Annotated in this window: 21 protein-coding genes; 10 read left to right on the forward strand and 11 right to left on the reverse strand. The window is 45.9% G+C overall.

All coding sequences use genetic code 11. From position 1 onward, the window contains the following. Positions 1–40: 40 nt before the first annotated feature. Entirely contained in the window at positions 41–1,006 is a 966-nt protein-coding gene (locus AC5WJX_RS00710; protein ID WP_494482925.1) for an SDR family oxidoreductase, read from the forward strand. Here AC5WJX_RS00710 and AC5WJX_RS00715 read toward each other — a convergent pair whose 3' ends face one another. Together AC5WJX_RS00715 and AC5WJX_RS00720 are read right to left on the reverse strand one after the other, a co-directional pair. Continuing rightward, positions 1,007–2,320 (reverse strand): MgtC/SapB family protein, encoded by a 1,314-nt coding sequence (locus tag AC5WJX_RS00715; protein WP_440430016.1) that lies wholly within the window; start codon positions 2,318–2,320, stop codon positions 1,007–1,009. A gap of 43 nt (positions 2,321–2,363) precedes the next feature. After that, complete coding sequence (locus AC5WJX_RS00720; protein WP_494482926.1) at positions 2,364–3,992, reverse strand: amidase; 1,629 nt, start codon at positions 3,990–3,992, stop codon at positions 2,364–2,366. Between the two features lie 90 nt (positions 3,993–4,082). Here AC5WJX_RS00720 and AC5WJX_RS00725 point away from each other — a divergent pair, with 90 nt between their 5' ends. Then, on the forward strand, positions 4,083–4,859 hold the full coding sequence (locus AC5WJX_RS00725; protein ID WP_494482927.1) for an EcsC family protein: 777 nt from the start codon (positions 4,083–4,085) through the stop codon (positions 4,857–4,859). Next, the gene (locus tag AC5WJX_RS00730) at positions 4,856–5,680 is read left to right on the forward strand and encodes a hypothetical protein (RefSeq protein ID WP_494482928.1); all 825 of its coding nucleotides are present in this window, start codon (positions 4,856–4,858) and stop codon (positions 5,678–5,680) included. The genes AC5WJX_RS00725 and AC5WJX_RS00730 overlap by 4 nt, the downstream gene beginning before the upstream one ends. A gap of 42 nt (positions 5,681–5,722) precedes the next feature. On the opposite strand, the gene AC5WJX_RS00735 is transcribed toward AC5WJX_RS00730, so the two are convergent. The 3 genes from AC5WJX_RS00735 to AC5WJX_RS00745 all read right to left on the reverse strand — a co-directional run bounded on the left by AC5WJX_RS00735 (position 5,723) and on the right by AC5WJX_RS00745 (position 7,706). Further along, positions 5,723–6,211, reverse strand: coding sequence for an FKBP-type peptidyl-prolyl cis-trans isomerase (locus AC5WJX_RS00735; protein WP_494482929.1), 489 nt, complete (start codon positions 6,209–6,211; stop codon positions 5,723–5,725). Between the two features lie 70 nt (positions 6,212–6,281). After that, complete coding sequence (locus tag AC5WJX_RS00740) at positions 6,282–7,382, reverse strand: NADH:flavin oxidoreductase (RefSeq protein WP_494482930.1); 1,101 nt, start codon at positions 7,380–7,382, stop codon at positions 6,282–6,284. Between the two features lie 24 nt (positions 7,383–7,406). Continuing rightward, on the reverse strand, positions 7,407–7,706 hold the full coding sequence (locus AC5WJX_RS00745) for an ArsR/SmtB family transcription factor (RefSeq protein WP_494482931.1): 300 nt from the start codon (positions 7,704–7,706) through the stop codon (positions 7,407–7,409). A gap of 244 nt (positions 7,707–7,950) precedes the next feature. Here AC5WJX_RS00745 and AC5WJX_RS00750 point away from each other — a divergent pair, with 244 nt between their 5' ends. Genes AC5WJX_RS00750 through glgB form a run of 3 tightly spaced genes read left to right on the forward strand, consistent with a single transcriptional unit; the run spans position 7,951 to position 15,256 of the window. After that, positions 7,951–9,897, forward strand: coding sequence for an alpha-1,4-glucan--maltose-1-phosphate maltosyltransferase (locus AC5WJX_RS00750; protein ID WP_494482932.1), 1,947 nt, complete (start codon positions 7,951–7,953; stop codon positions 9,895–9,897). Between the two features lie 12 nt (positions 9,898–9,909). Beyond that, positions 9,910–13,248, forward strand: coding sequence for a maltose alpha-D-glucosyltransferase (gene treS / locus AC5WJX_RS00755; protein ID WP_494482933.1), 3,339 nt, complete (start codon positions 9,910–9,912; stop codon positions 13,246–13,248). Positions 13,249–13,258: 10 nt separating this feature from the next. Continuing rightward, a complete protein-coding gene (gene glgB, locus AC5WJX_RS00760; protein WP_494482934.1) occupies positions 13,259–15,256 on the forward strand; it encodes a 1,4-alpha-glucan branching protein GlgB in 1,998 nt (665 codons plus the stop codon). Positions 15,257–15,282: 26 nt separating this feature from the next. Here the strand turns inward: glgB and AC5WJX_RS00765 are convergent, their stop codons facing one another. From AC5WJX_RS00765 to AC5WJX_RS00775, 3 genes are all read right to left on the reverse strand, one after another. Next, positions 15,283–15,660 (reverse strand): hypothetical protein, encoded by a 378-nt coding sequence (locus AC5WJX_RS00765; protein ID WP_494482935.1) that lies wholly within the window; start codon positions 15,658–15,660, stop codon positions 15,283–15,285. Between the two features lie 233 nt (positions 15,661–15,893). Further along, positions 15,894–17,546, reverse strand: a complete 1,653-nt coding sequence (gene glgP / locus AC5WJX_RS00770) for an alpha-glucan family phosphorylase (RefSeq protein WP_494482936.1) — start codon at positions 17,544–17,546, stop codon at positions 15,894–15,896. A 22-nt stretch (positions 17,547–17,568) separates the two neighbouring features. Then, positions 17,569–18,558, reverse strand: a complete 990-nt coding sequence (locus AC5WJX_RS00775; RefSeq protein WP_494482937.1) for a 2-hydroxyacid dehydrogenase — start codon at positions 18,556–18,558, stop codon at positions 17,569–17,571. Positions 18,559–18,672: 114 nt separating this feature from the next. On the opposite strand from AC5WJX_RS00775, the gene AC5WJX_RS00780 reads away from it, so the two are divergent. The 4 genes from AC5WJX_RS00780 (at position 18,673) to AC5WJX_RS00795 (ending at position 21,532) form a co-directional block, all read left to right on the forward strand. Beyond that, a complete protein-coding gene (locus AC5WJX_RS00780) occupies positions 18,673–19,470 on the forward strand; it encodes a metallophosphoesterase family protein (RefSeq protein WP_494482938.1) in 798 nt (265 codons plus the stop codon). After that, positions 19,451–20,050 carry a hypothetical protein gene (locus AC5WJX_RS00785; RefSeq protein WP_494482939.1) on the forward strand — a complete coding sequence of 200 codons (600 nt, stop codon included), beginning with the start codon at positions 19,451–19,453 and terminating at the stop codon, positions 20,048–20,050. The genes AC5WJX_RS00780 and AC5WJX_RS00785 overlap by 20 nt, the downstream gene beginning before the upstream one ends. A 79-nt stretch (positions 20,051–20,129) precedes the next feature. Continuing rightward, a complete protein-coding gene (locus AC5WJX_RS00790) occupies positions 20,130–20,363 on the forward strand; it encodes a hypothetical protein (RefSeq protein ID WP_440429997.1) in 234 nt (77 codons plus the stop codon). Positions 20,364–20,368: 5 nt separating this feature from the next. Next, positions 20,369–21,532, forward strand: a complete 1,164-nt coding sequence (locus AC5WJX_RS00795; RefSeq protein ID WP_494482940.1) for a baeRF7 domain-containing protein — start codon at positions 20,369–20,371, stop codon at positions 21,530–21,532. 312 nt (positions 21,533–21,844) lie between these two features. On the opposite strand, the gene AC5WJX_RS00800 is transcribed toward AC5WJX_RS00795, so the two are convergent. The 3 genes from AC5WJX_RS00800 to AC5WJX_RS00810 form a co-directional block, all read right to left on the reverse strand. Beyond that, complete coding sequence (locus AC5WJX_RS00800; protein ID WP_494482941.1) at positions 21,845–21,988, reverse strand: hypothetical protein; 144 nt, start codon at positions 21,986–21,988, stop codon at positions 21,845–21,847. A gap of 61 nt (positions 21,989–22,049) precedes the next feature. Further along, complete coding sequence (locus AC5WJX_RS00805) at positions 22,050–23,039, reverse strand: MlaD family protein (protein WP_494482942.1); 990 nt, start codon at positions 23,037–23,039, stop codon at positions 22,050–22,052. A 4-nt stretch (positions 23,040–23,043) separates the two neighbouring features. Beyond that, complete coding sequence (locus tag AC5WJX_RS00810; protein ID WP_440429993.1) at positions 23,044–23,817, reverse strand: ABC transporter ATP-binding protein; 774 nt, start codon at positions 23,815–23,817, stop codon at positions 23,044–23,046. Between the last annotated feature and the right edge of the window lie 8 nt (positions 23,818–23,825).

The following is a 23,825-nucleotide window of genomic DNA, read 5'->3' on the forward strand; positions in this document are numbered from 1 at the left end:
ATAATGCGCTTGCATAAGTTGTATAAACAAAACCTTTATTATGCTAGATCAAAAAACAATTGTCATTACTGGTGCCTCCAGTGGCGCCGGTAGAGCTATTGCACTTGAATTCGCAACAGGAGGGCACAAGCTGGTGCTTGCATCGCGAAATCTAACCGCCATGGAAGAGACCGCTGAGGAGTGTCGAGTGCTTGGTGCAGCCGTTAAATGTGTGGTCACCGACGTAACGGAACCCACTGCATTGATCAACCTGGCCAGCGAAGCGGATGACTTCGGGGGTAAAATAGATGTTTGGGTGAACAATGCAGGTGTACTTGCGGTGGGAGCGTTCACAGAAACGCCTATTGAAGTGACTGAACAAGTCGTACGAACCAATCTGCTCGGCTATATCTATGGGGCTCATGCGGTAATGCCGTACTTCAAAAAACAGCAATATGGTACTTTAATCAACAACATCTCCATTGGCGGCTTTATGCCTGTACCTTATGGGGTCGGCTATTCTGCCAGTAAGTTCGGCATCCGGGGTTTTTCCTCAGCGCTCAAAGCTGAGTTAAGCGGCTCCCCTAATATTCATGTTTGTGATGCCTATCCTGCCTTTCTGGATTCACCGGGCATTCAACACGCAGCAAACTACACCGGAAAAGCGCTTAAGCCAGCGCCGCCTGTATACGATCCAAGAAGATTGGCAATGGCGATTGTGAAACTTGCCGAAAATCCGAAATCCGAATTGATGATCGGCAGCGTATCGAGCGTTATTCGATTGGCCTATGGATTATTTCCAGGTATAACCACCACAGTTACCAAAGCAGTAATTGCCACCTATCTGAAACAGGCAAAGCAGGCTGGCAAAACCAATGGGAACCTGTTTAATACCCTTGCCTTTGGCAATTCCGTTTTCGGTGGTTGGGGTTTGCCTGGGCGGCCAAGAGCACATCAAAAATACCTTGCAGCCGCTTTCGTGCTAACTTCTGCATTAGGCTTCCTGTTGTTGAAAAAGCAGAAATAGCTAACGCGCTGCCTGTTTATTGAACATGTCGGGGTTGAAGTTGATCAGTTGTTCTGAAAACTCGAAGTACCTGTCGAGCATCACAACTGCAATACCGATAGCGAGTACAGTACAAAGCTGAAAGGTTAGTTTTTTAACAGCTGCCCGGTCCTTTATGATCTTCCAGACAATCGGTAAGCTTACTAAGGCACTTGTGAGTGAAGTGACAATAGTGACACTTCCGGCAAGCGCAGCACTGATCTTCTCGTGGCTGGCCATGGTAGCAGCGGCAGCTGTTGTGCTGGCACTGCTTACAAATCCACCAAAAAAGCCCGTAGCCATGATGCCGTAGTTTCCGAATAGCTTCGTAAGCAATGTGCCGCCGATGGCGATAATAACGAAGATCAATCCGAAGGTCAGCACATTCATCAGTGAAATCGGGGAGGCGAGTTGTAATGCTGGTACTTTATTTGGATCTGACTTTTCCTCCGTATAATCCTTCCATATCCATAATCCGGATACCACAGACATCGCCAGGATCGGCAGGAGCGTTGAGGTGATGGAAAGTGGGGAGAAAATTAACAGCAGAATAAGATTGCGTGCAAACATTGCGATGGTCGTTAACAGGCAAAGGGTACTTATCCGGGAAGTCAGACCAGCCTGCTGTACGCGCTGGCTGGTTTCCGCAAGGGTAGCCGTACTGTTTACCAGTCCACCAAATATGGCGCCCAGATAAAGTCCGTTCGTGCTGAATACACGAAGCAAAAAGTAGTTTAGAAATCCAATGCCGGATATCGCGATAACGCTGACCCAGGCATCACCTGGATTGAAAAGCTCCCATGGGTCGACATAGCGGTCGGGCATAATCGGATAGATCACGAAGCCGATCAGCCCCAGCAGTACTGCACTGCGAACTTCAGCGGGTTTCAGGCCCCCAGCAAACTTATTCAATTCTGCCTTCCATGCCAGGAGCATCATAATCGCGATGGACCCTGCAACGGGCAGAAATATATGACCCAAGCCCACCAGCACGCCCAGCACATAGGTCACAATGAGCGCAACGGATGTTGTAATCTCTAAAGTGCGGTCCACCAGAATGTTCCGACCATTGTTCAGTAAAACCAGCAGCAGCACGCCGGCTAAAGAGGCAATTACGAAGTTTGTACCGATAACAGAAGAGAGCATACCCAACATGGCTACCATCGAAAACGAGCGGATGCCCATCTCCTTGTTAGACCATTTACGTTCCATTCCAATGAGCATCCCGATGCCAAGCGACACAGCCATCTTCAAAGCTATTGGCGCAGCCGGGTAATGCAGAAATTCATCATTCATGCTTAACAATTTTTTAACCTAACAAAAGCAGCCTCCATTGGTTTTAACCAAATAAGGCCGGAATATATTTGGGGGCAGTGCGTTTCATACTTGCCTGCTCGTAGGCATAGGCGATGCTGATCAGTTCTGGCTCCGTAAAAGCCTTCCCAAAAAATGAGATACCCATCGGTAGATCGTGCCAGCTGCCCATGGGTACGGTGATATGCGGATAGCCGGCTTTCGCAGCAGGAGAGGAGAACGAAAAACCATTCCCATAGTCACCATTAACCAGATCGATACATACTGCAAATCCATTAGTGGGACCAATAATAGCGTTCAGTTGATGTTTGTCCATCAAGCCATCGATGATTTTGCGACTTTCCAGATTTGACTTCTTTAGCGCATCCAGATATTCCTTATTGTCTAATCCGCCTTTCGACTGCGCCAGCTCAAGTGTTTCCTGCTTAAAAAAGGGCATTGCCTTAGCTTCGTTGTTTTTATTATAAGCGATAACGTCTGCCAGGCTTTTCATGGCGGAGTTTGCATGACTTAAATAGTCATTTACGCCGGCTTTAAACTCATACAGCAAGACGGTGTATTCTGCATTCCCGAGAGATCGTAATTCCTTAAGCAGGTCGATCTCAATAATCGTAGCACCCTTACTGCGCATCAGGTCTACAGCGGTTTGCAGCAGCTGCTGGGCCGCGACGTTTCCTGCCGTTATGGCTGACCGCTCCAGACCCAATCGCTTGCCTTTCAGCCCATCAAGATTCAGAAACTGCGTATAATCCTGATGTCTCTTTCCGCGAGCCGAATTTGTGTAAGGATCTTTAGGATCTTCAGCCGTAAGCGCTCCCAACAGTATCGCTGCATCGCTGACATTCCGCGCCATCGGGCCGGCACTGTCCTGTGTTTTGGAGATGGGAATGATACCACTTCTGCTCCACAATCCCACCGTTGGCTTGATGCCTACACCACCGCACACAGAACTCGGGGATACAATAGAACCGTCTGTTTCCGTACCTATAGCAATGGCACAGAGGTTTGCAGCAACGGCAGTACCGGAGCCTGCACTTGAACCACTTGGATTACGGTTCAGTATGTAGGGATTTTTTGTTTGTCCGCCGCGGCTGCTCCAGCCGCTTGTCGAATCTGAGGAGCGAAAGTTTGCCCATTCACTGAGGTTTGTTTTTCCTAGGATCACCGCGCCAGCTTCACGCAGTAGCTTAACAATGTGTGCATCCTGGCTGGCGATGTTATCCGAAAGTGCAAGCGCAGCTGCGCTGGTATGCATCTTATCCGCAGTATCGATATTGTCTTTGATCAGTACGGGGATGCCGTGCATCATGCTTCTGACCTTCCCCTGGGCACGCTCTTTATCCAGCTGTTCAGCGATCTCTAAGGCATCAGGGTTTAGCTCAATCACTGAGTTTAGTGCGGGACCTTTTTTGTCAATGGCGGCGATACGATCCAGATATAAGCTGGTGATCGTGTGGGCAGTTAAAGACTTATCTGCCATTTTCTCCTGCAACAGCTTTATACTGGCTTCATTAAGCTCGAAGTCGCCCGGAAGTTTGGTTGGTTTATTAGAATTGTTGCTTTCCTCAACAAGAATGCTGCAGGATGAGCTGGTCAGGGTACCCAAGCTGAGCGCAGCAAGGGAGCCTGACTTCAAAAAGTTTCTTCTTTGCATGAAATTTGAAGGATTTATCACCTAAGTAACAAAATTATTTGGCCTGTAAATGGGTAAGATAAAAATATTACATAGCTTAATGGCTTAAATATGCAGCATCATCATTTAAACAGCTACGAGGATCAGGTACGTACCGAAGTTTTGTTTTGGCATCGTAAAATGACCAGTGCGCCTTCCTTTACAGATCGTCTGTCGAAGAAGGTTCAGGATAAGATCAATGGATATATCCCCGAGAAAGTGCACAAAGCAATTACCCTCAACATGGAGAAACTATTCAAGGCTGTGCTTTTTGGCGCTGAATACACCACTGGCCGGAAAATGACAAATGGTTCATTGGTATATCGAGAAGCCTACATCAAAAATCAAATTGCTTTCTATCAGAAAACCGCGTCGCTGGAAGGTGCAGTAACCGGAGCTGGTGGACTACTGATGGGGCTTGCAGATTTTCCGGTACTCATCGGCTTGAAGATGAAGCTGCTATTTGATATCGCTGCACTGTACGGCTTCGACGTAAAAGACTACCGCGAGCGCTTGTATATCCTCTACATTTTTCAACTCGCTTTCTCCAGCCAACAGCGGCGCAATGAAGTCTATAAAATGATAGATACCTGGGAGGACTTTGCACAAACACTGCCTGAACATGCTGAGGATTTTAACTGGCGCAGTTTTCAACAGGAATACCGCGACTATATCGATCTGGCAAAAATGGCACAACTGGTGCCAGTAATAGGGGCCGCTGTGGGCGCCATCGCCAACTATAAACTCGTGGCACAGCTTGGCGACACTGCTATGAACTGCTATCGCTTGCGCCTGTTGAGGCATTCAGGTAGCAACAACAATGATGACACTTATCCTGTGAATGAATGATCTATAAGCTTTTAATCAACTTACCTCGCCTTTTAACGCTTAGTATTCTCCTTTCCTTCCCTGGCCTGGTTCATGCACAACACCCTCCGGTATTTGAAGGCATGAAGATGGATACGCTGTTTGTGGACATGTATTCTTTACCATTAAAGGTAGTTAAATACAGCTATGGCAAACCCAATATAAACTTCCTCGTCATTCACGACAATGAGGATACCGGGGTGAAAGCCGCATTTGAATACATCAGGTTTAGTGGAGGTAGTGTTTTTGATTCTCAATATGGTGACCTGCGCAATTACAACATCAATTATCAAGGCCTGCAGTACCAAATTGATCCGAACAAAATTTATTCGAGCTATGGTGTAATGGAGGGCTTGGAGTTTTATGGTGCTGTTAACGACGATGTGAGTGCAAGCCTGAATACGGCTGCTGAAATGATCTTAAATTTCTACAATCCCGGTAAGCCGGATTACATTTTTACCTTGCATAACAATACTGACGGCGCTTTCGGCATTAACTCCTACCTGAAAGGACATGAGTTGGAGCTGGTTGCAGATTCCCTGCATATTAACTTTAATATGGACCCGGACGATCTGATCCTGGTAACTGATTTAAAGTTATTTAATGCTTTAAAGAAAGAGGATGTTAACGTGGTGTTACAGAGCCGGGATGCGGCTGATGATGGCTCGCTTTCGCTTTATGCCATGCAAAATAAAATTCCTTACATCAATGTGGAAGTGCAGCATGGACATCAACTGCAAAACCTGCAGCTTATAGAGATTGCCGTAAAGGCGCTTAAGACAACTTATCCGGAGCTGTTCTAACTCCGGATAAGTGGCCATAATTTTCTGATTTGTTCTTTTGGATTAGTTAACGTCAACCAGGGTGATGTTAAAGTCCAGGATGGAGTTCGCAGGAATTGATCCAGTGGCACGGTTTCCGTACCCATGATAAGAAGGAATGATCAACCTGATCGTACCACCTTTTTGGATCAGCGGTACACCAATCTGCCAGCCTGAAATCACTCCACCTAAAGGAAATGCAGCGGGAGCTTTACCTTCCGTAGAGTCAAACGTTGCTGTATTTCCTAAAACACGACCAGAATAGTGCGCGGTCACAGTGGTACTTGGCTTGTATTCTACCGATCCGGTGCCAGGGGTGATGATCTGGTAAAAAACGCCAGATTCATGTTTTGTTGCTGGGATGCTGTTTGTAACGATGTAAGCGCGGATGGCGGTTGTATCTGCATTAAATTGCGCAACTACATCAAAGTTGTCATTGCTGGAATTCTTTTTACAAGCTGCTAAACCAGCTGCCATGCATACGAATAGTAGTATAGACTTAATTTTCTTCATAGTCAAAGATAAAACTATTGCATAAAAAATGCGCTATCCAGTCGAATAGCGCATCATTATCGTTGTTGTGCTATAGCAGCTGTGCTAATGCCTCCTTAGTAAATCCTATCAACTCAGCGGTACGGTGATCCTTTACCTTTTCCGTCCAGTTCGGGTCAGCGAGTATAGCACGTCCCACACCAACGAGGTCAAAGTCACCTCGATCCATTCTGCGTAATAATTCATCCAATGATGATGGTGCGGAGCTTTCTCCTGCGAATGCAGCCAGGAACTCCCCGGTTAAACCTACCGAACCTACGGTAATGGTCGCTTTGCCGGTAACTTTTTTCGCCCAGCCTGCAAAGTTCAAATCTGATCCTTCGAATTCAGGTTCCCAGAAGCGGCGTTGTGAGCAGTGAAAAATGTCTACACCGGCATCTGCCATTGGGTTCAGCCATTGCTCCATTTCTTCAGGTGTTGCTGCAAGTTTATTATGGTATGCCGAAGGCTTAAATTGTGATAAACGGATAATCAGGGCAAAATCTTCGCCCACCGATTTCCGGACTTCTTTAATCACCTCTGTCGCAAATCTACTGCGCTCAGCAAGTGTTTTGCCGCCATAGATGTCGGTACGTTTGTTGGTTGCATTCCAGAAAAACTGGTCAATCAAATAACCATGGGCACCATGAATTTCCACGCAGTCAAAGCCCAGTCTTTTTGCATCTGCTGCTGCACGGCCAAAGGCAGCAATCGTATCCGCAATGTCGGCATCGGTCATGGTGTTGCCGTTGTTGAAATCCGGACGGTTTAAACCTGAAGGACCTTCAAATGGTGTTGATGGCAACCAGCCGGAAGGATGGTTATCCATGATGCCCATGTGCCAGATCTGTGGACCCATCTGTCCACCTTCAGTATGCACCGAATCAATAACCTGCTTCCATCCATCCAAGGCTGCTGCGCCATAGAAATGTGGTACTGCAGGATCGTTGGAAGCGGCAGCACGGTCAATGACGGTACCCTCAGAGAGGATCAGGCCAACTTGTCCTGCTGCTCTTCTGCTATAGTATGCCGCCACATCCGCTGTGGGCACACCTTCCGGTGAGAAAGAACGCGTCATGGGTGCCATGACAATTCTGTTTTTGATATTCAAAGATTTCAAACGAAAAGGTTTGAACAAGCTATCGTTATTCATACGTGTGTTGTTGTTTATGCTTTATTAAAGTTCTTTGTTAATGCGATCCATCAAGGTTTTGATCCCCGCTTCATCACGGCGGTAATACGTCCATTGCCCAACCCTGACGGAGCTAACCAAGCCGGCACGCTGCAGCATAGCAAGATACTCAGACACTGTCGATTGTGTCAGGCCTGCCTTTTTCTGTATCTGTCCTACACAAACGCCGTACGCAAAGCCAGCCTCAGTTTGTTCCGCAAAGTTGATCTCAGGCGCTTTAAGCCAGGCTAAGATCTGCAGCCTGGTTTTATTTGAAAGCGCTTTGAAGATGTCTACCTGATCCATGGCACAAAGGTATATCGCTTTTTCCCGATATAACCAAACATTGTGAGAGATGACAATTTCCTGAATAAAGCACCGTAATTGAAGTTGAGCACGCAGGCTGGCGTTATAAATACGAATTCTGATACGTTGTTAACCAACTAAAAACCTGCTGGTTAATCGTATTAATTCGGTTTAGTTAAGATTTCTGGTCTTTGTAAAACATTCAACTGGGTATCGGATTTATATAGTAACCAATTTTCAGTAAATGATAAAAGCAAGCGGTAAAACAAGAGTTATTATCAATAATGTAAAGCCTGTCGTTGAAGCGGGCAGCTACCCGGCGAAGGCAGTCATTGGCGACACCATCACATTTTCAGCAGATGTTTTTGGAGACGGGCACGATGCCATTTCAGCAAGCTTATATATCAGTAACGCAGCCGTAAATGAGGTCACCGAAGTCCCCATGGTCTTTCAGATCAATGATTTCTGGACGGTTGAACACACCTTCACTGCGATCGGGAAGCATAGCTTCTGGATAGAAGGCTGGGAGGATCATTATACGAACTGGAAAAAAGGATTGAAGAAGAAGTTTGATGCTGGTCAGGACATTGACGTGGAGCTGGAGATCGGGTTGATTCTGCTTAAAAAGGCGGCTGCAGTATTGCCGGAGCAACAAACAGCCCTCCAAAATTGGGCAGCCCGCATCGCTCAGGCAGAAACACCTGCCGCAGCCCTGGAGCTTGCCCTGGATAATGAACTTGCAGCCTTAATGTATCCTTATCGACCGGCAGATATCATCAGCTCTTCGCAGGTCTATCAGATCGAAATTGAACGTAAAAAGGCTGCCTTTAGCACCTGGTACGAGCTGTTTCCCCGTTCTGCAGCGAAAGAACCTGGGCGCCACGGAACTTTCAAAGATGTGATCGCTTTATTGCCGCGGGTGGCACAGATGGGTTTCGATGTTTTATACTTCCCGCCCATACATCCAATCGGCGAAAAAAACCGTAAAGGCAAAAATAACTCCCTCATTGCGACAAAGGACGATCCTGGGTCGCCCTGGGCGATCGGCAATCGAAAGGGGGGGCATAAGGCGATACATCCCCAACTCGGCACCCTCAATGATTTCAAAAAGCTGGTCGTAGCTGCAAAGGGGATGGCCATTGAGATCGCCATGGATATTGCCTTTCAGTGTGCTCCAGACCACCCTTACGTCAAGGAACATCCCCAGTGGTTTATCTGGCGTCCTGACGGGACGGTTCAATATGCCGAGAATCCGCCGAAAAAGTACGAAGACATCTTGCCATTTAACTTCGAAACTGACGATTGGGAAAACCTTTGGGAGGAGCTTAAGAGTGTGATTGAATATTGGGTAGATGCGGGTGTAACCATATTCCGCATTGATAATCCACATACCAAGGCTTTCCGTTTCTGGGAATGGACGATCGGCGAAGTGCGGAACAAACATCCTGAGGTCTTATTCCTCGCAGAAGCTTTCACCCGGCCACGTGTAATGGAGCGCCTTGCAAAAGCGGGCTTCAACCAGTCATACACCTACTTTACCTGGCGGAATTCCAAAAAGGAAATGGAGGAGTATTTAACTGAGTTGACGAAGACGGAGATGAGATATTATTTCCGGCCGAACTTCTGGCCGAATACCCCCGATATCCTGCCGCCTGCATTGATCTCGGGTGGCGAAAATGCGCACATCACCCGGCTGATCCTCGCCGCAACGCTTTCTTCCAGTTACGGCGTTTATGGTCCGGTCTATGAGTTCGGGATTAACACCCCCCATGGCGCCAAGGAGGAATATGTGGATAATGAGAAATACGAAATCCAGCACTGGGATTGGGATAAATACACCCGCATCAGAGAAATCATGATCCGGATAAATAAGATCCGTAAAGAGAATCCTGCACTTCAAAGTACCTGGAATATCGAGTTTGCAGAGACCAGTAGCGATCAGATCCTCTGTTATGTTAAAGTTGATGCAATAACGAAGAACAGGCTTATTGTAGTAGTGAACATGGACTTCTGGAATACCCATGCTGCAATGGTCAGAATACCGGAAGCGATAATTGGAATCAGTCCGGGAACGACCTACCGGGTGCATGATCTCCTTAGTGGCGACGAATACCATTGGCAGGGCGAGTGGCAGTATGTGGAGCTAAACCCATACCTGATGCCTGCACACATCTTTAGAATAGAACAATAAGCATATACAACCATGGCTGAAAAAAATAACCGGATTGACGAAAACCTCCTTTGGTACAAAGACGCAATCATCTATGAACTCCACATCAAGGCTTTCCGCGATGGGAATTGTGATGGTATAGGCGACTTTAAAGGCCTTATTGAAAAAATTCCTTACCTGGCAGATCTTGGTGTCACTGCGATCTGGCTCCTTCCTTTTTATCCATCACCATTACGTGATGATGGCTACGACATTGCCGATTATTACAACATCAACCCCTCCTACGGGGATATCAAACAATTTAAAACTTTTCTAAAAGAAGCACATAAAAGAGGCTTACGGGTAATTACCGAGCTGGTCATCAATCATACCTCCGACCAGCATCCCTGGTTCCAACGTGCGAGAAAGGCTCCAAAGGGCTCCAATTACCGCGACTATTACGTCTGGACAGATGACCCGACGAATTTCAAGGATGCAAGGATCATTTTTCAGGATTATGAAACCTCCAACTGGACCTGGGATCCAGTGGCGAAGCAATACTTCTGGCACAGGTTTTTCCACCATCAGCCCGACTTGAACTTCGATAACTCTGCCGTGCAGCAGGAAGTTATCAAGATCATGGACTACTGGTGCAAAATGGGTGTTGATGGTTTCCGGCTCGATGCTGTGCCATACCTATTTGAACGTAATGGAACCAACTGCGAAAATTTGCCAGAGACCCACGCCTTCCTTAAGAAGCTTCGTAAATATGTTGATGACCATTACCCGGGTACGCTGTTACTTGCGGAGGCAAACATGTGGCCCGAAGATTCAGCAGCATACTTTGGCGATGGCGACGAGTGTCAGATGAACTATCACTTCCCATTGATGCCAAGGATGTTCATGGCTTTACAGATGGAAGATAAATACCCTATAACTGATATCTACGATCAGACGCCAGCCATCCCGGAGAATTGCCAGTGGGGGATATTCCTCAGGAACCACGATGAGCTCACCCTGGAAATGGTTACCGACGAGGAGCGTGATTACATGTATAAGGTTTATGTAAAAGATCCTAAAGCAAGAATCAACCTTGGTATCAGGCACCGCCTGGCACCCCTGCTGGAAAACAACCGCCGTAAGATCGAACTGATGAACTCCCTGTTGTTTACACTTCCTGGTACGCCAGTGATCTATTATGGTGATGAGATCGGTATGGGAGATAACTTCTACCTAGGGGACCGGGATGGCGTGCGCACACCAATGCAATGGCATTCCGACCGCAATGCCGGCTTCTCTGAGGCTAACCCGCAACAGCTGTACCTGCCCCTGATTTTGGATCCACAGTTTCATTATGAATCTGTGAACGTAGAACTGCAATCCCGCAATACCTCTTCGCTGCTGTGGTGGATGAAGCGGGTGATCAGCACACGGAAAAAATATAAGGCACTTAGCCGCGGCGATATGAAGTTTGTTCAGAGTGAAAATGCAAAGGTTTTTGCTTTCACCCGCAGCTTTGAGGATGAAACCATGCTTATTGTTGCTAACCTTTCGCGATTTGCACAGGTGGCAGAACTTGACCTTGATACGTTCAAAGGGTATGTTCCCGTAGAAATCTTAAGCCGTAATCGTTTTCCCTTGATCCGGGAGGATATTCCATATTTCTTTACACTCGGCGCCTACGCTACGCAAAGCTTTATTTTAGAGAAAGTACATCCGGAGCTGGAAAATGACGTGCAGATCCATACCATAAAGATGAATAAGTGGAAAGACCTGCTTAAACCTGAGATCCTTGCACAGCTGGAAACCGAAATCTTGCCTAAGTACATGATGCGCTTACGTTGGTTCGGCGGTAAGGGCAGGGGGATGGAAAACGTGAAAATCATTGATCATGCCATTGTGCCAATGCAGGAAGATAGCGCATTCGTGCTGCTGCTCGAGGTCTCTTACCGTGATGGGCTACCCGATATGTACCAGATTCCCGTAGCCTGTGGCTTAGGGCAGTTCTCCTACAAACTTCAGGATAATTGTCCGCAATCGGTTATCGCCTTCCTTGACCTTGATGGTGAAGAAGCGGTATTGTACGACGCCATATATGGTATTGATCTGCAGCAAAGCATATTGACCAACATGGCGAGTAACCATCATGTGCCGCAAAACCGCTCGGAGTTGATATTCCACGGCAACAAGACGCTTCGAAAGCATGTGCAGGAAAATCCAAAAACCAAACCCCGTGTAATCTCCGCGGAGCAGAGCAACACTTCAATCACCTATGATAACACCTTCTACCTCAAGATATACCGGAAAGTAGACCGTGCAATCAACCCTGATGTAGAGCTTAGTCGCCACTTGAGTGAAACGGCAGGTTTCAAACATACACCTGGATATATCGGGGCCATCGAATGGAAGTTCGGCAAGGAGACCATGGTATTGGGTATGATGCAGGAGATGGTGAAAAGTACTAGTGACGGTTGGGCGTATATGCTCGACAGGCTTGATGATTTCAATGAAAAGATACTCTCTAATACCGATGCAGGCTTTGTGATGCCGGATCTAGTCGGCTCCCTGTCCGCACCGGCAGTATTTGAGGAAGTTCCCCCTGCCATTCAGGAGTTGCTGGAAGCGAACGTTGCCGAGAATTGTCACCTTCTGGGGCAGCGGACCGCTGAGATGCATCTTGCGCTTGCACTGGATACTGAAAATCCAGCTTTCACGCCCGAGCCTTTCTCACTACACTATCAGCGCTCGCTGTTCTCTTCCTTACAGTCATTGGTAAGGGTAGCATTCTCCAGCCTGAGTAAGAACCTGAAGTCGCTGAACCCAGAGATCCGTGCAGAGGCAGAAGAGGTGCTCAGCATGAAAAACGAGATACTCAGCATATTAAAGCAGGTTTATAGCCGCAAGATAGATGTTAACAAGATCAGGATTCACGGCGATTTTCACCTTGGACAGGTTTTATTTACCGGTAAAGACTTCTTGATATTAGACTTTGAAGGTGAACCATCCAGAAGTTACAGTGAACGCCGATTGAAGTATTCGGCCCTCCGCGATGTCGCTGGTATGATCCGGTCATTCCATTATGCGGCATTTGGTAGCTTGTTCCTGGACAACCAGATTCGTAAAGAAGATATTACCGTGTTATTACCTTATGTTGAGCAATGGTATCATTATATGAGCGGTTTCTTCATCAAATCTTACATGGCCAAAGTTGGCACAGCAGCGATTGTACCAGATAACGCCGCTGATCTTGAAACCTTGTTGCAAACCTATTTGTTGCAAAAGGCGATTTACGAGTTAAATTATGAATTAAACAACCGCCCGGACTGGGTCATTGTACCATTGCGCGGAATCAAGGCAATTGTGGAAAAGAATAGGAGCGTAGTAGCAGTTTAAGTATAGAGGTATGGCGAAGATAAAAGCGGTAAAAAGCAATGTGCCGGTGGAAGCACCGGCTTGGTTTTCTTTGTTTTCCGATGAGGACATTCAGTTGTTTAAAGCAGGAAAGCATCACAAGCTGTTTAACAAACTCGGATCACATGTAGTGGAACATGCGGGTAGCCAAGGCACCTACTTTGCCGTTTGGGCGCCCAATGCAAAACAGGTAAGTGTTGTCGGGAACTTTAATGGCTGGAACCGTAGCAGTCACCCGATGTCTGTGCGTTGGGATAGCTCTGGAATTTGGGAATGTTTTATACCAGGACTTGGTCCGGCCGAATACTATAAGTACTTCATCCAGTCGCACTCTGGCTATGAGGTGGAAAAGGGCGATCCATATGCTTTTCACTGGGAAACGCCACCACACACAGCAAGTGTTACCTGGGACCTGAGTTATGAATGGAACGACGAGGCATGGATGGCAAAAAGAAAAATGGAAAAGCCATTGAGTAAGCCTATATCAATCTATGAAGTTCATCTGGGATCCTGGCGGCGAATGGATAAGGAGAAACCCAATGCATTTCTGACTTACCGGGAACTGGCTGAACAACTGCCAGCCTATTGCCAGTATATGAATTTCACACATGTCGAATTCATGCCCGTTATGGAACATCCGTTTTATGGTTCCTGGGGATACCAGGTGGTGGGTTTTTATGCACCAAGTAGCCGATATGGCACCACGCAGGATTTTATGTACCTGATCGATAAATTGCATCAGGCCGGTATCGGAGTGATCCTGGATTGGGTACCCTCACATTTTCCTACTGATGAACACGGTCCCGGGTATTTCGATGGTACACATCTTTATGAATGGGACGATCCAAGAAAAGGCTTTCATCCAGACTGGAAGAGCTTTATCTTCAACCTAAGCAGACATGAGGTTCGCGCATTTCTGATCTCCAACGCCATGTTCTGGCTGGAGAAGTATCATATTGATGGACTGCGGGTGGATGCGGTAGCTTCCATGTTATACCTGGATTACTCCCGCGAACCAGGTGAGTGGATTCCGAATATCCATGGAGGCAGGGAGAATTTGGATTCGATCAGTTTTCTACAGGAGCTCAACCAGGTGATCCATACAGAATACAGCGATGTTTTCACCGTTGCGGAAGAATCTACTTCCTGGCCCGGGGTCACACATCCAGTTTCGCAAGGTGGACTGGGCTTCGACATGAAATGGATGATGGGCTGGATGCACGATACCCTCGGCTACCTGCAAACGGACACCGTCTATAGAAAGTATCATCATGGACAGCTTACTTTCAGCATGATGTACGCGTTTTCTGAGAAATTTACTTTGCCTTTGTCGCATGATGAAGTGGTATATGGAAAAGGCTCTCTGATCAATAAAATGCCGGGGGATAACTGGCAGCAGTTTGCTAATCTTCGCTTACTGTATGCCTACATGTTTGGGCATCCAGGTGCAAAGATGATCTTTATGGGCGGAGAGTTTGCGCAAAGACATGAATGGCGACATGATTTCAGCCTGGACTGGCATGAGAACAACAATCCAGATCATCAAGGTATTCAGCGCGTGGTTAAAGATCTGAATAAACTTTACCAGGACCATCCCGCATTGTATGAAGCTAATTTTGCATCAGAAGGTTTTGAATGGATCAATGCCGATGATGCGGAAAGATCTGTGATCTCCTGGACACGTAAAGGAAAAAATGAGCAGGACACCCTGATATTCGTTGCCAATTTTAGCCCTGTGGTCTGGAAGAATTATAGACTAGGGGTGCCGAAGATGGGTTACTATAAGGAAATCTTCAATTCTGACAACCTGTATTATGGTGGTAGTGACCTGAGGAACGTCAATGAACTGGAAACCTCAGCAATTCCATATAACCGCCAAACACACTCGCTTTCCCTAAAGCTGCCGCCTTTAGCTGTTATCGTGCTGAAGTTTAGCCATACTTATGGATGGTTCAAGCCACAAACAAAAAAAGAGACTGGTATGCCCTAAGCACCAGTCTCTTTTTTTTGGCTAAACTAGCTAACCGGGTTCAGAATATTATTGATCTCCCGTTCCATATTGCACTCTGCAAGTAGTGCGTTATAGCGTTCCATCAGATCAATATACTTATCCTTCCAGATATCCTTTTGTTCTTCTGCTCGTTTCTCAACCGGAGAATGCTCCTTAAATCCTTTTTCAAAATCTTCAGGGGTAAATAGCTGTGGTAATTCCTTCGAAAAGTCGTGGTTTATAACACACCCGATTTTATAAATGATCTCGGGTTTCAGCCTTGGCTGGTTAAACCAGTTATACACTGATCTTCGGTTTACGTTTGTCAATCTCGCCACATCTGTTATAGAGTGACCGTTTCTTCTAACTACTTTTTCAATGATTTCTCCGTGATGTATATCCATATAAACGAATTTGATTACTGTTCTAAAATGTTGTGAGAAGATTATTGTGTATTCTTTGTTCAACCGTCTTAAAAACTACACAGTTTGTTTCTTGAATATACACACAAGTTCCCCAAAAATTTCCTAACCTGGTGAAATCCTGTGTTTTGTCTGCTCACAACACTAATATTGCAATATTTGTTCCGCCTTATAAAGTGATATATTCTTGTAATGTGAAGATTTGAGAAACAAAATTAGCTTTTATACAAATTTTCATAGTATTCCTGTGCCATTCTAGCCGATTCAAAGCCCGGTATCACACTTTTAGCCGAATTTTCAAGTATTTCTACCCATTTTTTCTGATCCTTATAGTACATGGGCAAAATTTCCCTTTCAAGTAGCGTCATCAAAGCGTTGTTTTCGAAGCGGTCCACCTCTTCAGGAGCAGATTGATCGCTTAGTGTTTCGATAACGAAGGCATTCTGTTTATCTACCGCGAACTCGGGTACCCAACCGTCGGGCATCGATAAATTTATGGTGCCATTCATTGCTGCGGTCATACCACTGGTTCCAGAGGCCTCGCGGTACATTCTTGGATTATTCAACCAGACATCGGCACCTTTCTTTAAGGCATCAGAAAGTGAAAGTTCATAGCCCGTGAGTACCGCACAGTTCGCAAGTGGTTTCGCGCGGGACATGATGTGATTGAAAAGGGCTATGGAGCCATAATCGCCAGGGTAGGGTTTACCGGCCCATATAAACTGTACCGGGTAAGTGGTATTGGAAACCAGGCGCGCAAACCTTTCCCAGTCTTGCATCACCAGGTCTGCACGTTTATAAGCGGCAAACCGCCTTGCCCAGACAATGGTCAGTACCTGCTCATCAAAAAGTTTCCCCGTCTGATCTGCGACAATCTTAAACAGTTGTTTTTTAAGTGCCTGCTTTCGGGAACGGATGGCTGTAGCATCAGAAGCCTCTATGGCTGCTTGCATTTCCGGATCGGTCCAGAAATTCTTGTTCTGCGCGTTGGTAATGGATGTAATTTCACAGACCCCTGGATTACTGCTCCACATTTGCCGTGCTACTTCGCCATGTAGTTTGGACACCCCGTTAGCTTTGCGTGCAAACTTCAACGCGGCAAGCGTGTAATTGAAGTCTTCACCTTCCATGCCCAGAATATATTTAGCTTCATGCTCCTGCAGGTGATAGAAAAACGACATCTCTTTAAGCAAACTGAAGCGGTGCGATTCATTGCCTGCCATCTCTGGCGTATGGGTCGTAAAAACCACTCGTTTTCTGATCTCCTCCAGGCTTTTATGCTTCGCATAGAGGTAAAAACCTAAGGATACTGCATGGCCCTCGTTCATGTGATAGACCTCCGGCGTCATATTCAGCTCGTCCAGCAACATGGCGCCACCGATGCCCAGTACAATGCTTTGTGCGATTCTTGTTGTTTCATTGCCATCATATAAATGATAGGTGATGCTGCGGGACATTTCATCATTCTCCGGGATATCAGTTGATAACAAGAACAGCGGTGCGGAATTAAACACTTCCGGCTTTAGCAGATAGACCTTAACCTTCACCGGATAATCATGTACCGGAACCGTGAGTACTATACCGGTATCAGTTAAAAAAGAATACTGCTTTTCCACAAATTCGGGTTTCATCAGCGCATCACGTGTTCTCACCTGATCATAGTACCCATACTTCCAGAGCATACCTATACCTACCAGGTTCTGACGCAGTTCGTAAGCGCTGCGTAAATGCGAGCCTGCTAAAAAGCCCAGGCCGCCACTATAGGTTTTTAGTGCCTGATCGATGGCAAATTCCATGGAGAAATATGCTACTGACCCTGCATATTTCTCATCTGGCGTATAGCCGAAAATCTCATTTCTACTTAACATATCTTGCTTTGTTAATTTGTATTTATCCTGTTTTAATTTGATTATGTAAGGTCGCCTTGGCAGCAAAGGCATCGATGTTATGAAAAGTAGTGCCTGCGATCTGCTCCATAGCTTCCTGCGTAAAAAAGCCTTGATGAGCGGTAATCAGCACATTCGGAAAAGAGATCAGACGCAGGATGACATCATCCTGAATGATATCTTCGGAATAGTCCTGAAAGAACAATTTGCCTTCCTGTTCATACACGTCCAGTCCGAGATAACCCAACTGCCCGTATTTCAAGGCCGATATCACGTCCATGGTATTGATCAGCCCACCACGACTGGTATTGATCAGCATTGCACCTTTTTTGAACAGCCGTAGCGTGTCTGCATTGATCATCTGGTGCGTGCTGTCCATCAAAGGGCAGTGTAGTGAAACGATGTCGGCCTCGGCAAGCGTTGCTTCCAGGCTGTCATAGATCACGCCAGCGGCAATAAGCTCCGGATCTGGATAGATGTCATAAGCGCAGATCTTACATCCAAAACCACGAAGGATGTTACAGAACGCTTTGCCGATGTTTCCCGTGCCAATAACGGCAACTTTCCGGCCATGCAGGTTGAAGCCCATCAGTTTTTCTAGGGAGAAGTTCCCTTCACGGACACGGTTATAGGCTTTGTGTGTCTTACGGTTCAATGTCAGGATCAGCGCCATGGCATGCTCAGCAACAGCTTCGGGAGAATAGGCGGGTACCCGGACGACCGGGATTCCCAGCTTTGCTGCTGCAGCAACATCAACGTTATTGAAACCCGCACAGCGTAACACGATCAACTGAACACCATTTTCGTGTAATGCTTTCACAACCGCGTTGTTCACCGTATCATTTACGAAAATACAAACAGCGTCGTATCCTTTCGTTAATGCCACGGTTTGTTCATTTAAAGGCAATACAAAAAAGTTTAGCTCATGTCCGGTGTTAAACCTGCTCAAATAAACTTCATCATAGGTGTAAGTACTGAAAACGGCAATCTTCATAGTTTTAAATTTATAAACAAGTTACATTTTAGTTTCGTATTCCTTGCTTCCATGTGACAGGCTGTAAGCGCAAAAGGCATTGTTTTTGGTCATCTCAACTTCTTTCAAGCAAGTATGAAGATTTTTACTAATTTACTCCTTCTGTCAGGAATGCTATCCGGTTGTAACGCCTTTGAATACAGTCCAAACCAGACCTTTGACCGTAATTCGCCTACTGATCTTAATAAAACTGCCATAAGCAGGCTGATGTCAGTTCAACCGACAAATGATACGTTGAAGTTCATTCTTTCGGGTGACACGCAACGTTCGTATAATGAAATTCCCGGTTTTATTGAAAAAGTAAATTCAATTGACAATTTAGATTTTGTCCTCGTTGCAGGTGATATCACCGAGTTCGGCAGTTTTCAGGAGATGGAGGCCTATGCCGACCGGATGAAGAAAGCACAGGTGCCGGTGATCACCGTGATCGGGAACCATGACTTAACCGGGCGGGGCAGGGAATCTTATCAACGGATGTTTGGCGAGCTGAACTTTAGCTTCGTATATAAAGGCACAAAGTTCATTTGCCATGATACTAATAGTCGCGAGTATAGGTATGACGGTCGTGTACCCGATATAGCTTGGCTTGCGCAGCAACTTCAGCCTGGCGCCGGCGTACAATCCTATATTACCGTTGGCCATGTGCCGCCGCTGTCGGACGACTTTGACCAAAAACTCGTGCCACAATATACAAGGCAATTTGAACAAACCCCTAACTTTCTTGCTGCCCTGTACGGGCATACCCATACTTACCTTACCTCTGCGCCTGAAGATTCCTTCCGGTATGTCGTAACCGGCTCCATCGAGAGCAAAGAATTCATCGTGGTAACTGTAATTAACAACAAACTGACTCATGAACGCGTATTTTATTAAGATTCCATCCCTGATCATCCTCTTTTTACTTACCGGACTCCGGTCAAATGCGCAACAGTTTCTTGTACCTGATGAATTGATCCTGCAACATGCCGGGAGTATCGGTTACTTAAGTGCCGGCGCAGGTTATAAGTTGTTCAAAAATGAACGTGGGAATCTGGACCTGCTGTATGGCTATGTACCCGCATCCAAAGGGGGGGAACTGCATATCATTACCGCCAAATTCGCTTACAAACCTTTTATGATTAAAGTAAATAAGCTTGGCACCATTTATCCATTTAATCCAGGGTTTTTCCTGAGCTATACGGCGCATAAGGATCTGCAATTTAAGTTCTCCAAAGACAATTGGCCGAAAGGATATTACTACTGGTCGGAAGCGCTGCGCCCGCATTTATCCTTCAGCAATGAAATTGAATTCTCTGAGCCCAAGTTTATCAAAGCCGCTGGTTTGAAGTCTTTAAGTCTCTATTCCGAGTTCAATAGTAATGAATGGTATCTGGTAAATTTCTTTCAGAATGTGCCTGAGGTGTCGATTAAAGACGTATTTAAGCTTGGTATTGGCCTGCGCATGCGTTTCTAAGATTTATTTTTACAAACAATTTTTAGCCGGGAATCATTATTAAGATAACAATACCTTAATAAAACTAAAATTCAAACCTATGGCTAAAAACAATAATGGAAGTTTTGTACCTCCAAAGGGCAAACCTTCAGGTAAAGGAAATGAAACAGCTGGATTGAAAGATGCCTTCGCGGCAATTGATCCTGATAAGGAGAATGAAATTACGGAAAAATATATCTCAGATACGGACAGTCAGGAAGCGCTCATTCAGATGAGACACGTGAACAGGAATGTTAATAAAGGGGTAGATTACAACGACGACGCTAATAACTAGGATCTATGGGAGTATTATTAAAGGAAGACATCACGGAGATAACTGGCTTTGAAGCGGATATCTGTGTGTCTATCTACATACCCGCGCATCGTTCGGGTGTAGAAGTAAATGAGAAACACGATGCATTGTTATTAAAGAATAACCTGCAGCAAGCCAAACGAATCTTAACGGAAAAAGGGAAGAGCCAGGCTGCTGTTGAACAGATTTTAAAAGAAGGCTTAGCGCTGGTAGATAATCGCGAATTCTGGAATACGCAGTCGCAAGGATTGGCTTTATTTCTTGCGGAAGGATTTTGTAAGGTCATCAAAACACCTATGCCATTGAAAGAGGAATTGTTTGTAAACTCTTCGTTCAATATCCTGCCGTTGCTGCCACTCATGACTGACGACGCATACTTTTTCCTGCTGATGCTAAGCAAGAAGGACGCGAAGATCTTCCGTGGTGATGCCTATGGTATAGAACTATTGGAAGTTGAAGGTCTGCCTAACGGTATGGATGATGTGATTCACTTCGAAGAGAAAGATACGCAACAAACCATGCGCAGGGCTGGTGCTGGTGCGGGAAGAGGTGCCATTTCCGGCGCGAACTTTCACGGACATGGACCTGGGCTTGCAGATGAAACGGAATGGGTGATCCAATACCTAAAAGAGGTGAATCAAACGTTGTGGACGGAACTGCTTTCGCAGGAGTCTGCACCGCTAATCCTTGCCGGAACCGAGCAGATCACAGGCTTATACCGCCAGATCTCCAAGTATAATGTTGTTGAGCAAAGTCTTACCGGTAACTTCGACCACGAAGATAAGAATTCGGTATACCAGAAGGTGCGTGAAATTGCAGCACCGTTCTTTAAGGAGAATGTACGCAAGGCATTGAAAACCTACTACGATAATTCAACGACAGAATTAACATCTTCCATTCCAGAAGATGTGATCCCTGCAAGTTTTTACAGCCAGATCTCTGACTTGTTCATCGTGAAAGATGCACACATCTGGGGCACCTTTGACGAGGCCTCCAACGAGTTGGTGATCCACGAAGAAAAACAGGAAGGAGATACCTGCCTGTTGAATAAGGCTGCGATCAAAACCTTGAAGAATGGAGGTGCAGTGCACGTGCTGGAGCAGGAAAAAATGCCCGCAGACAGTAAAGTCGCCGCATTTATGCGATTCTAAATACACGAACCGACGGTTCAATTAAAAAGCCGGTCAACCAAGTTGACCGGCTTTTATTTTGTTTGTACTTTTCGCACAGCTCAGCCACACCTTACCCACACCTCAAGCACACCTCACCCACGCAATCTGTGTGTAAGCTGTGTTGCAGCTATGCGTCCGGTGCTGGTCTGTTGTTTCTAATGCTTGAATTTAATTGCAACATGCAGCGGCAAAGATGCCGGGTGTTTCGCGGTGGCGTAGTTGGCTGGAGATGCAGGAGAGGGGTATTACGAACAAGCCCTGGTTCATTCAGATGACCAGGGCTTGTGCTTATTACTTTTCTTTCTTGGTGACTTTTACCGGTTTAGCATCCTTCGAAGAAATGACATCTTTAGGCTCGGTGCCTTTGGCTTTCTTCGTATCTTTTTTCTCTTCGCTTGTTGTAGTGCCTTTTGCACCATCTGTTTGCTTTGCCATAACGATTGCTTGTTTTTATTTTAGAACAACCTGCATATCGAATGGTTTGGAAAAAAATGCCTTACTGTTGTGCTTTGGCTGCCTTAGCTTCTTCTTTAGCACGTTTTTTAAAGAATCCGCGGAAAAGGAAATTGCTTTGTAAGGCTTCCAGATCCTCATCGAGTTTCTTAGAACTTGTTTCCAGGTTTGTCATAATGGATCGAACCTGATCAGCCGTTTGCTTATCATTGAGTAGAAGACCAGCAGCGTTGTCAGATTGGTTCAACTTAGCAGATGCCGCATTTAGATTTTGTGTCATTTCAGCTGCAGCACGCGCTGTTCGTTGCAGCTCATTAACTGAGCGGCTTAATTGCGCAAACACAGCCGTATCTGTTAGAAGTTTATCCGCAAGGCCGCCTTTAGTGTTTAAGGTGTTGCTGAACTGATCCAGCTCTCTGGCCATACGGTCAGTAGAAGCGGTGGTACGTTCGAGGTTGCTAACAATCTTCCGGAAGTTGTTGGCAATTTTCTCATCAGACAGCAGTGCACCGGCAGAACCTTTTCCTTCTACAAGGCCCCTTGCAAGGGTTTTGAAATCACCGGTGATGTCAACCAGGTTTTTGTTGTTCACCTGGAAGGTCTTCATGATGTCGTCTGTGGAAAGTGTTGTAGCCACCTGCAGGCGGTCACCATCTTCAATGAAGGGATATTTCGGATCACCTCCGTTAATTACAATGATCTTGTTTCCGATCAGTCCATCAGAACTTATGCTCGCAGTTGCATTCTTATGAATATACTTGTGTGCTTCTTCTTCGACGCTAAGGAATACCTGCACTTCCGACTTGCCATAGAATTGGATCTTCTTGATCGTACCGACCTTAACACCTGAATACCATACGTTATTACCGGCTTTTAAACCCTGGATGTCTGAAAATACGACGTTCAAAGTAAAGCTTTTAACAAAGGTTTTACGCTGCCCGCCTAAGGTGAAAATTGCCAGTACAAAAATCACCAGGCCTACGAATATGAATACGCCTGTGGTGATCTGTTTACGGTTATCTGATTGTGCCATGCTATTATTTTATAAAGTTGTAATCGTAAAAAGGTTTTACCCTTTCATCATTTGTGTCAAAAACCTCATCGAAAGTACCTTGCCTTTGGAACTGTCCGTCCAACAGCATGGCCACGCGGTTACCCACCGCTCTTGCGCAGGTTAAATCATGGGTAATAATTATGGAACTGGTTTTATACCGTTCCTGTACTTCGTTGATCAGGCTGTTGATCTCCAGGCAGGTTATTGGATCCAAACCTGCTGTAGGTTCATCATACAGCATAATTTTAGGCTGCAGGATCAGCGTACGTGCTATACCAATGCGCTTGCGCTGCCCACCGGATAATTCTGAAGGCATCTGATTGATGGCCTGCAGTAACCCCACGGCATCCAGGGTGCCCTCCACAGCACGATTTACTTCAGCTCTGGTAATACCTTTGCGGTTACGTACCAGCGGAAACTCCAAGTTCTCCCGAACGGTCATACTATCATATAGTGCGCTGTTCTGGAAGGAAAAGCCTACGTCGAGGCGCAAAGCGAGTAATTCCTTATAGCTGATCTCATCGACGTTGTTACCCAAAACCTTCACCATGCCATTGTCGGGCTTCAAGAGACCTATAATAATCTTGATCAACACTGATTTTCCAGTTCCGGATTTTCCAAGTACAACAAGGTTTTCACCACGGTGAAGGTTTAGATCTACTCCCCGGAGTACATGAAAATTTCCGAAAGACTTGGTTAATCCTTTTATTTCGATAACCTTTTCCAGGTTAGTATCTGTAATCGGTCTTGATGTCATAACTGCGG

Source organism: Pedobacter sp. NEAU-ZC8 (genome assembly GCF_059278965.1).

Coding starts and splice junctions, on each gene's coding strand:
- AC5WJX_RS00710 (WP_494482925.1), top strand. CDS start 41: ATGCTAGATCAAAAAACAATTGTCATTACTGGTGCCTCCAGTGGCGCC.
- AC5WJX_RS00715 (WP_440430016.1), bottom strand. CDS start 2,320: ATGAATGATGAATTTCTGCATTACCCGGCTGCGCCAATAGCTTTGAAG.
- AC5WJX_RS00720 (WP_494482926.1), bottom strand. CDS start 3,992: ATGCAAAGAAGAAACTTTTTGAAGTCAGGCTCCCTTGCTGCGCTCAGC.
- AC5WJX_RS00725 (WP_494482927.1), top strand. CDS start 4,083: ATGCAGCATCATCATTTAAACAGCTACGAGGATCAGGTACGTACCGAA.
- AC5WJX_RS00730 (WP_494482928.1), top strand. CDS start 4,856: ATGATCTATAAGCTTTTAATCAACTTACCTCGCCTTTTAACGCTTAGT.
- AC5WJX_RS00735 (WP_494482929.1), bottom strand. CDS start 6,211: ATGAAGAAAATTAAGTCTATACTACTATTCGTATGCATGGCAGCTGGT.
- AC5WJX_RS00740 (WP_494482930.1), bottom strand. CDS start 7,382: ATGAATAACGATAGCTTGTTCAAACCTTTTCGTTTGAAATCTTTGAAT.
- AC5WJX_RS00745 (WP_494482931.1), bottom strand. CDS start 7,706: ATGGATCAGGTAGACATCTTCAAAGCGCTTTCAAATAAAACCAGGCTG.
- AC5WJX_RS00750 (WP_494482932.1), top strand. CDS start 7,951: ATGATAAAAGCAAGCGGTAAAACAAGAGTTATTATCAATAATGTAAAG.
- treS (WP_494482933.1), top strand. CDS start 9,910: ATGGCTGAAAAAAATAACCGGATTGACGAAAACCTCCTTTGGTACAAA.
- glgB (WP_494482934.1), top strand. CDS start 13,259: ATGGCGAAGATAAAAGCGGTAAAAAGCAATGTGCCGGTGGAAGCACCG.
- AC5WJX_RS00765 (WP_494482935.1), bottom strand. CDS start 15,660: ATGGATATACATCACGGAGAAATCATTGAAAAAGTAGTTAGAAGAAAC.
- glgP (WP_494482936.1), bottom strand. CDS start 17,546: ATGTTAAGTAGAAATGAGATTTTCGGCTATACGCCAGATGAGAAATAT.
- AC5WJX_RS00775 (WP_494482937.1), bottom strand. CDS start 18,558: ATGAAGATTGCCGTTTTCAGTACTTACACCTATGATGAAGTTTATTTG.
- AC5WJX_RS00780 (WP_494482938.1), top strand. CDS start 18,673: ATGAAGATTTTTACTAATTTACTCCTTCTGTCAGGAATGCTATCCGGT.
- AC5WJX_RS00785 (WP_494482939.1), top strand. CDS start 19,451: ATGAACGCGTATTTTATTAAGATTCCATCCCTGATCATCCTCTTTTTA.
- AC5WJX_RS00790 (WP_440429997.1), top strand. CDS start 20,130: ATGGCTAAAAACAATAATGGAAGTTTTGTACCTCCAAAGGGCAAACCT.
- AC5WJX_RS00795 (WP_494482940.1), top strand. CDS start 20,369: ATGGGAGTATTATTAAAGGAAGACATCACGGAGATAACTGGCTTTGAA.
- AC5WJX_RS00800 (WP_494482941.1), bottom strand. CDS start 21,988: ATGGCAAAGCAAACAGATGGTGCAAAAGGCACTACAACAAGCGAAGAG.
- AC5WJX_RS00805 (WP_494482942.1), bottom strand. CDS start 23,039: ATGGCACAATCAGATAACCGTAAACAGATCACCACAGGCGTATTCATA.
- AC5WJX_RS00810 (WP_440429993.1), bottom strand. CDS start 23,817: ATGACATCAAGACCGATTACAGATACTAACCTGGAAAAGGTTATCGAA.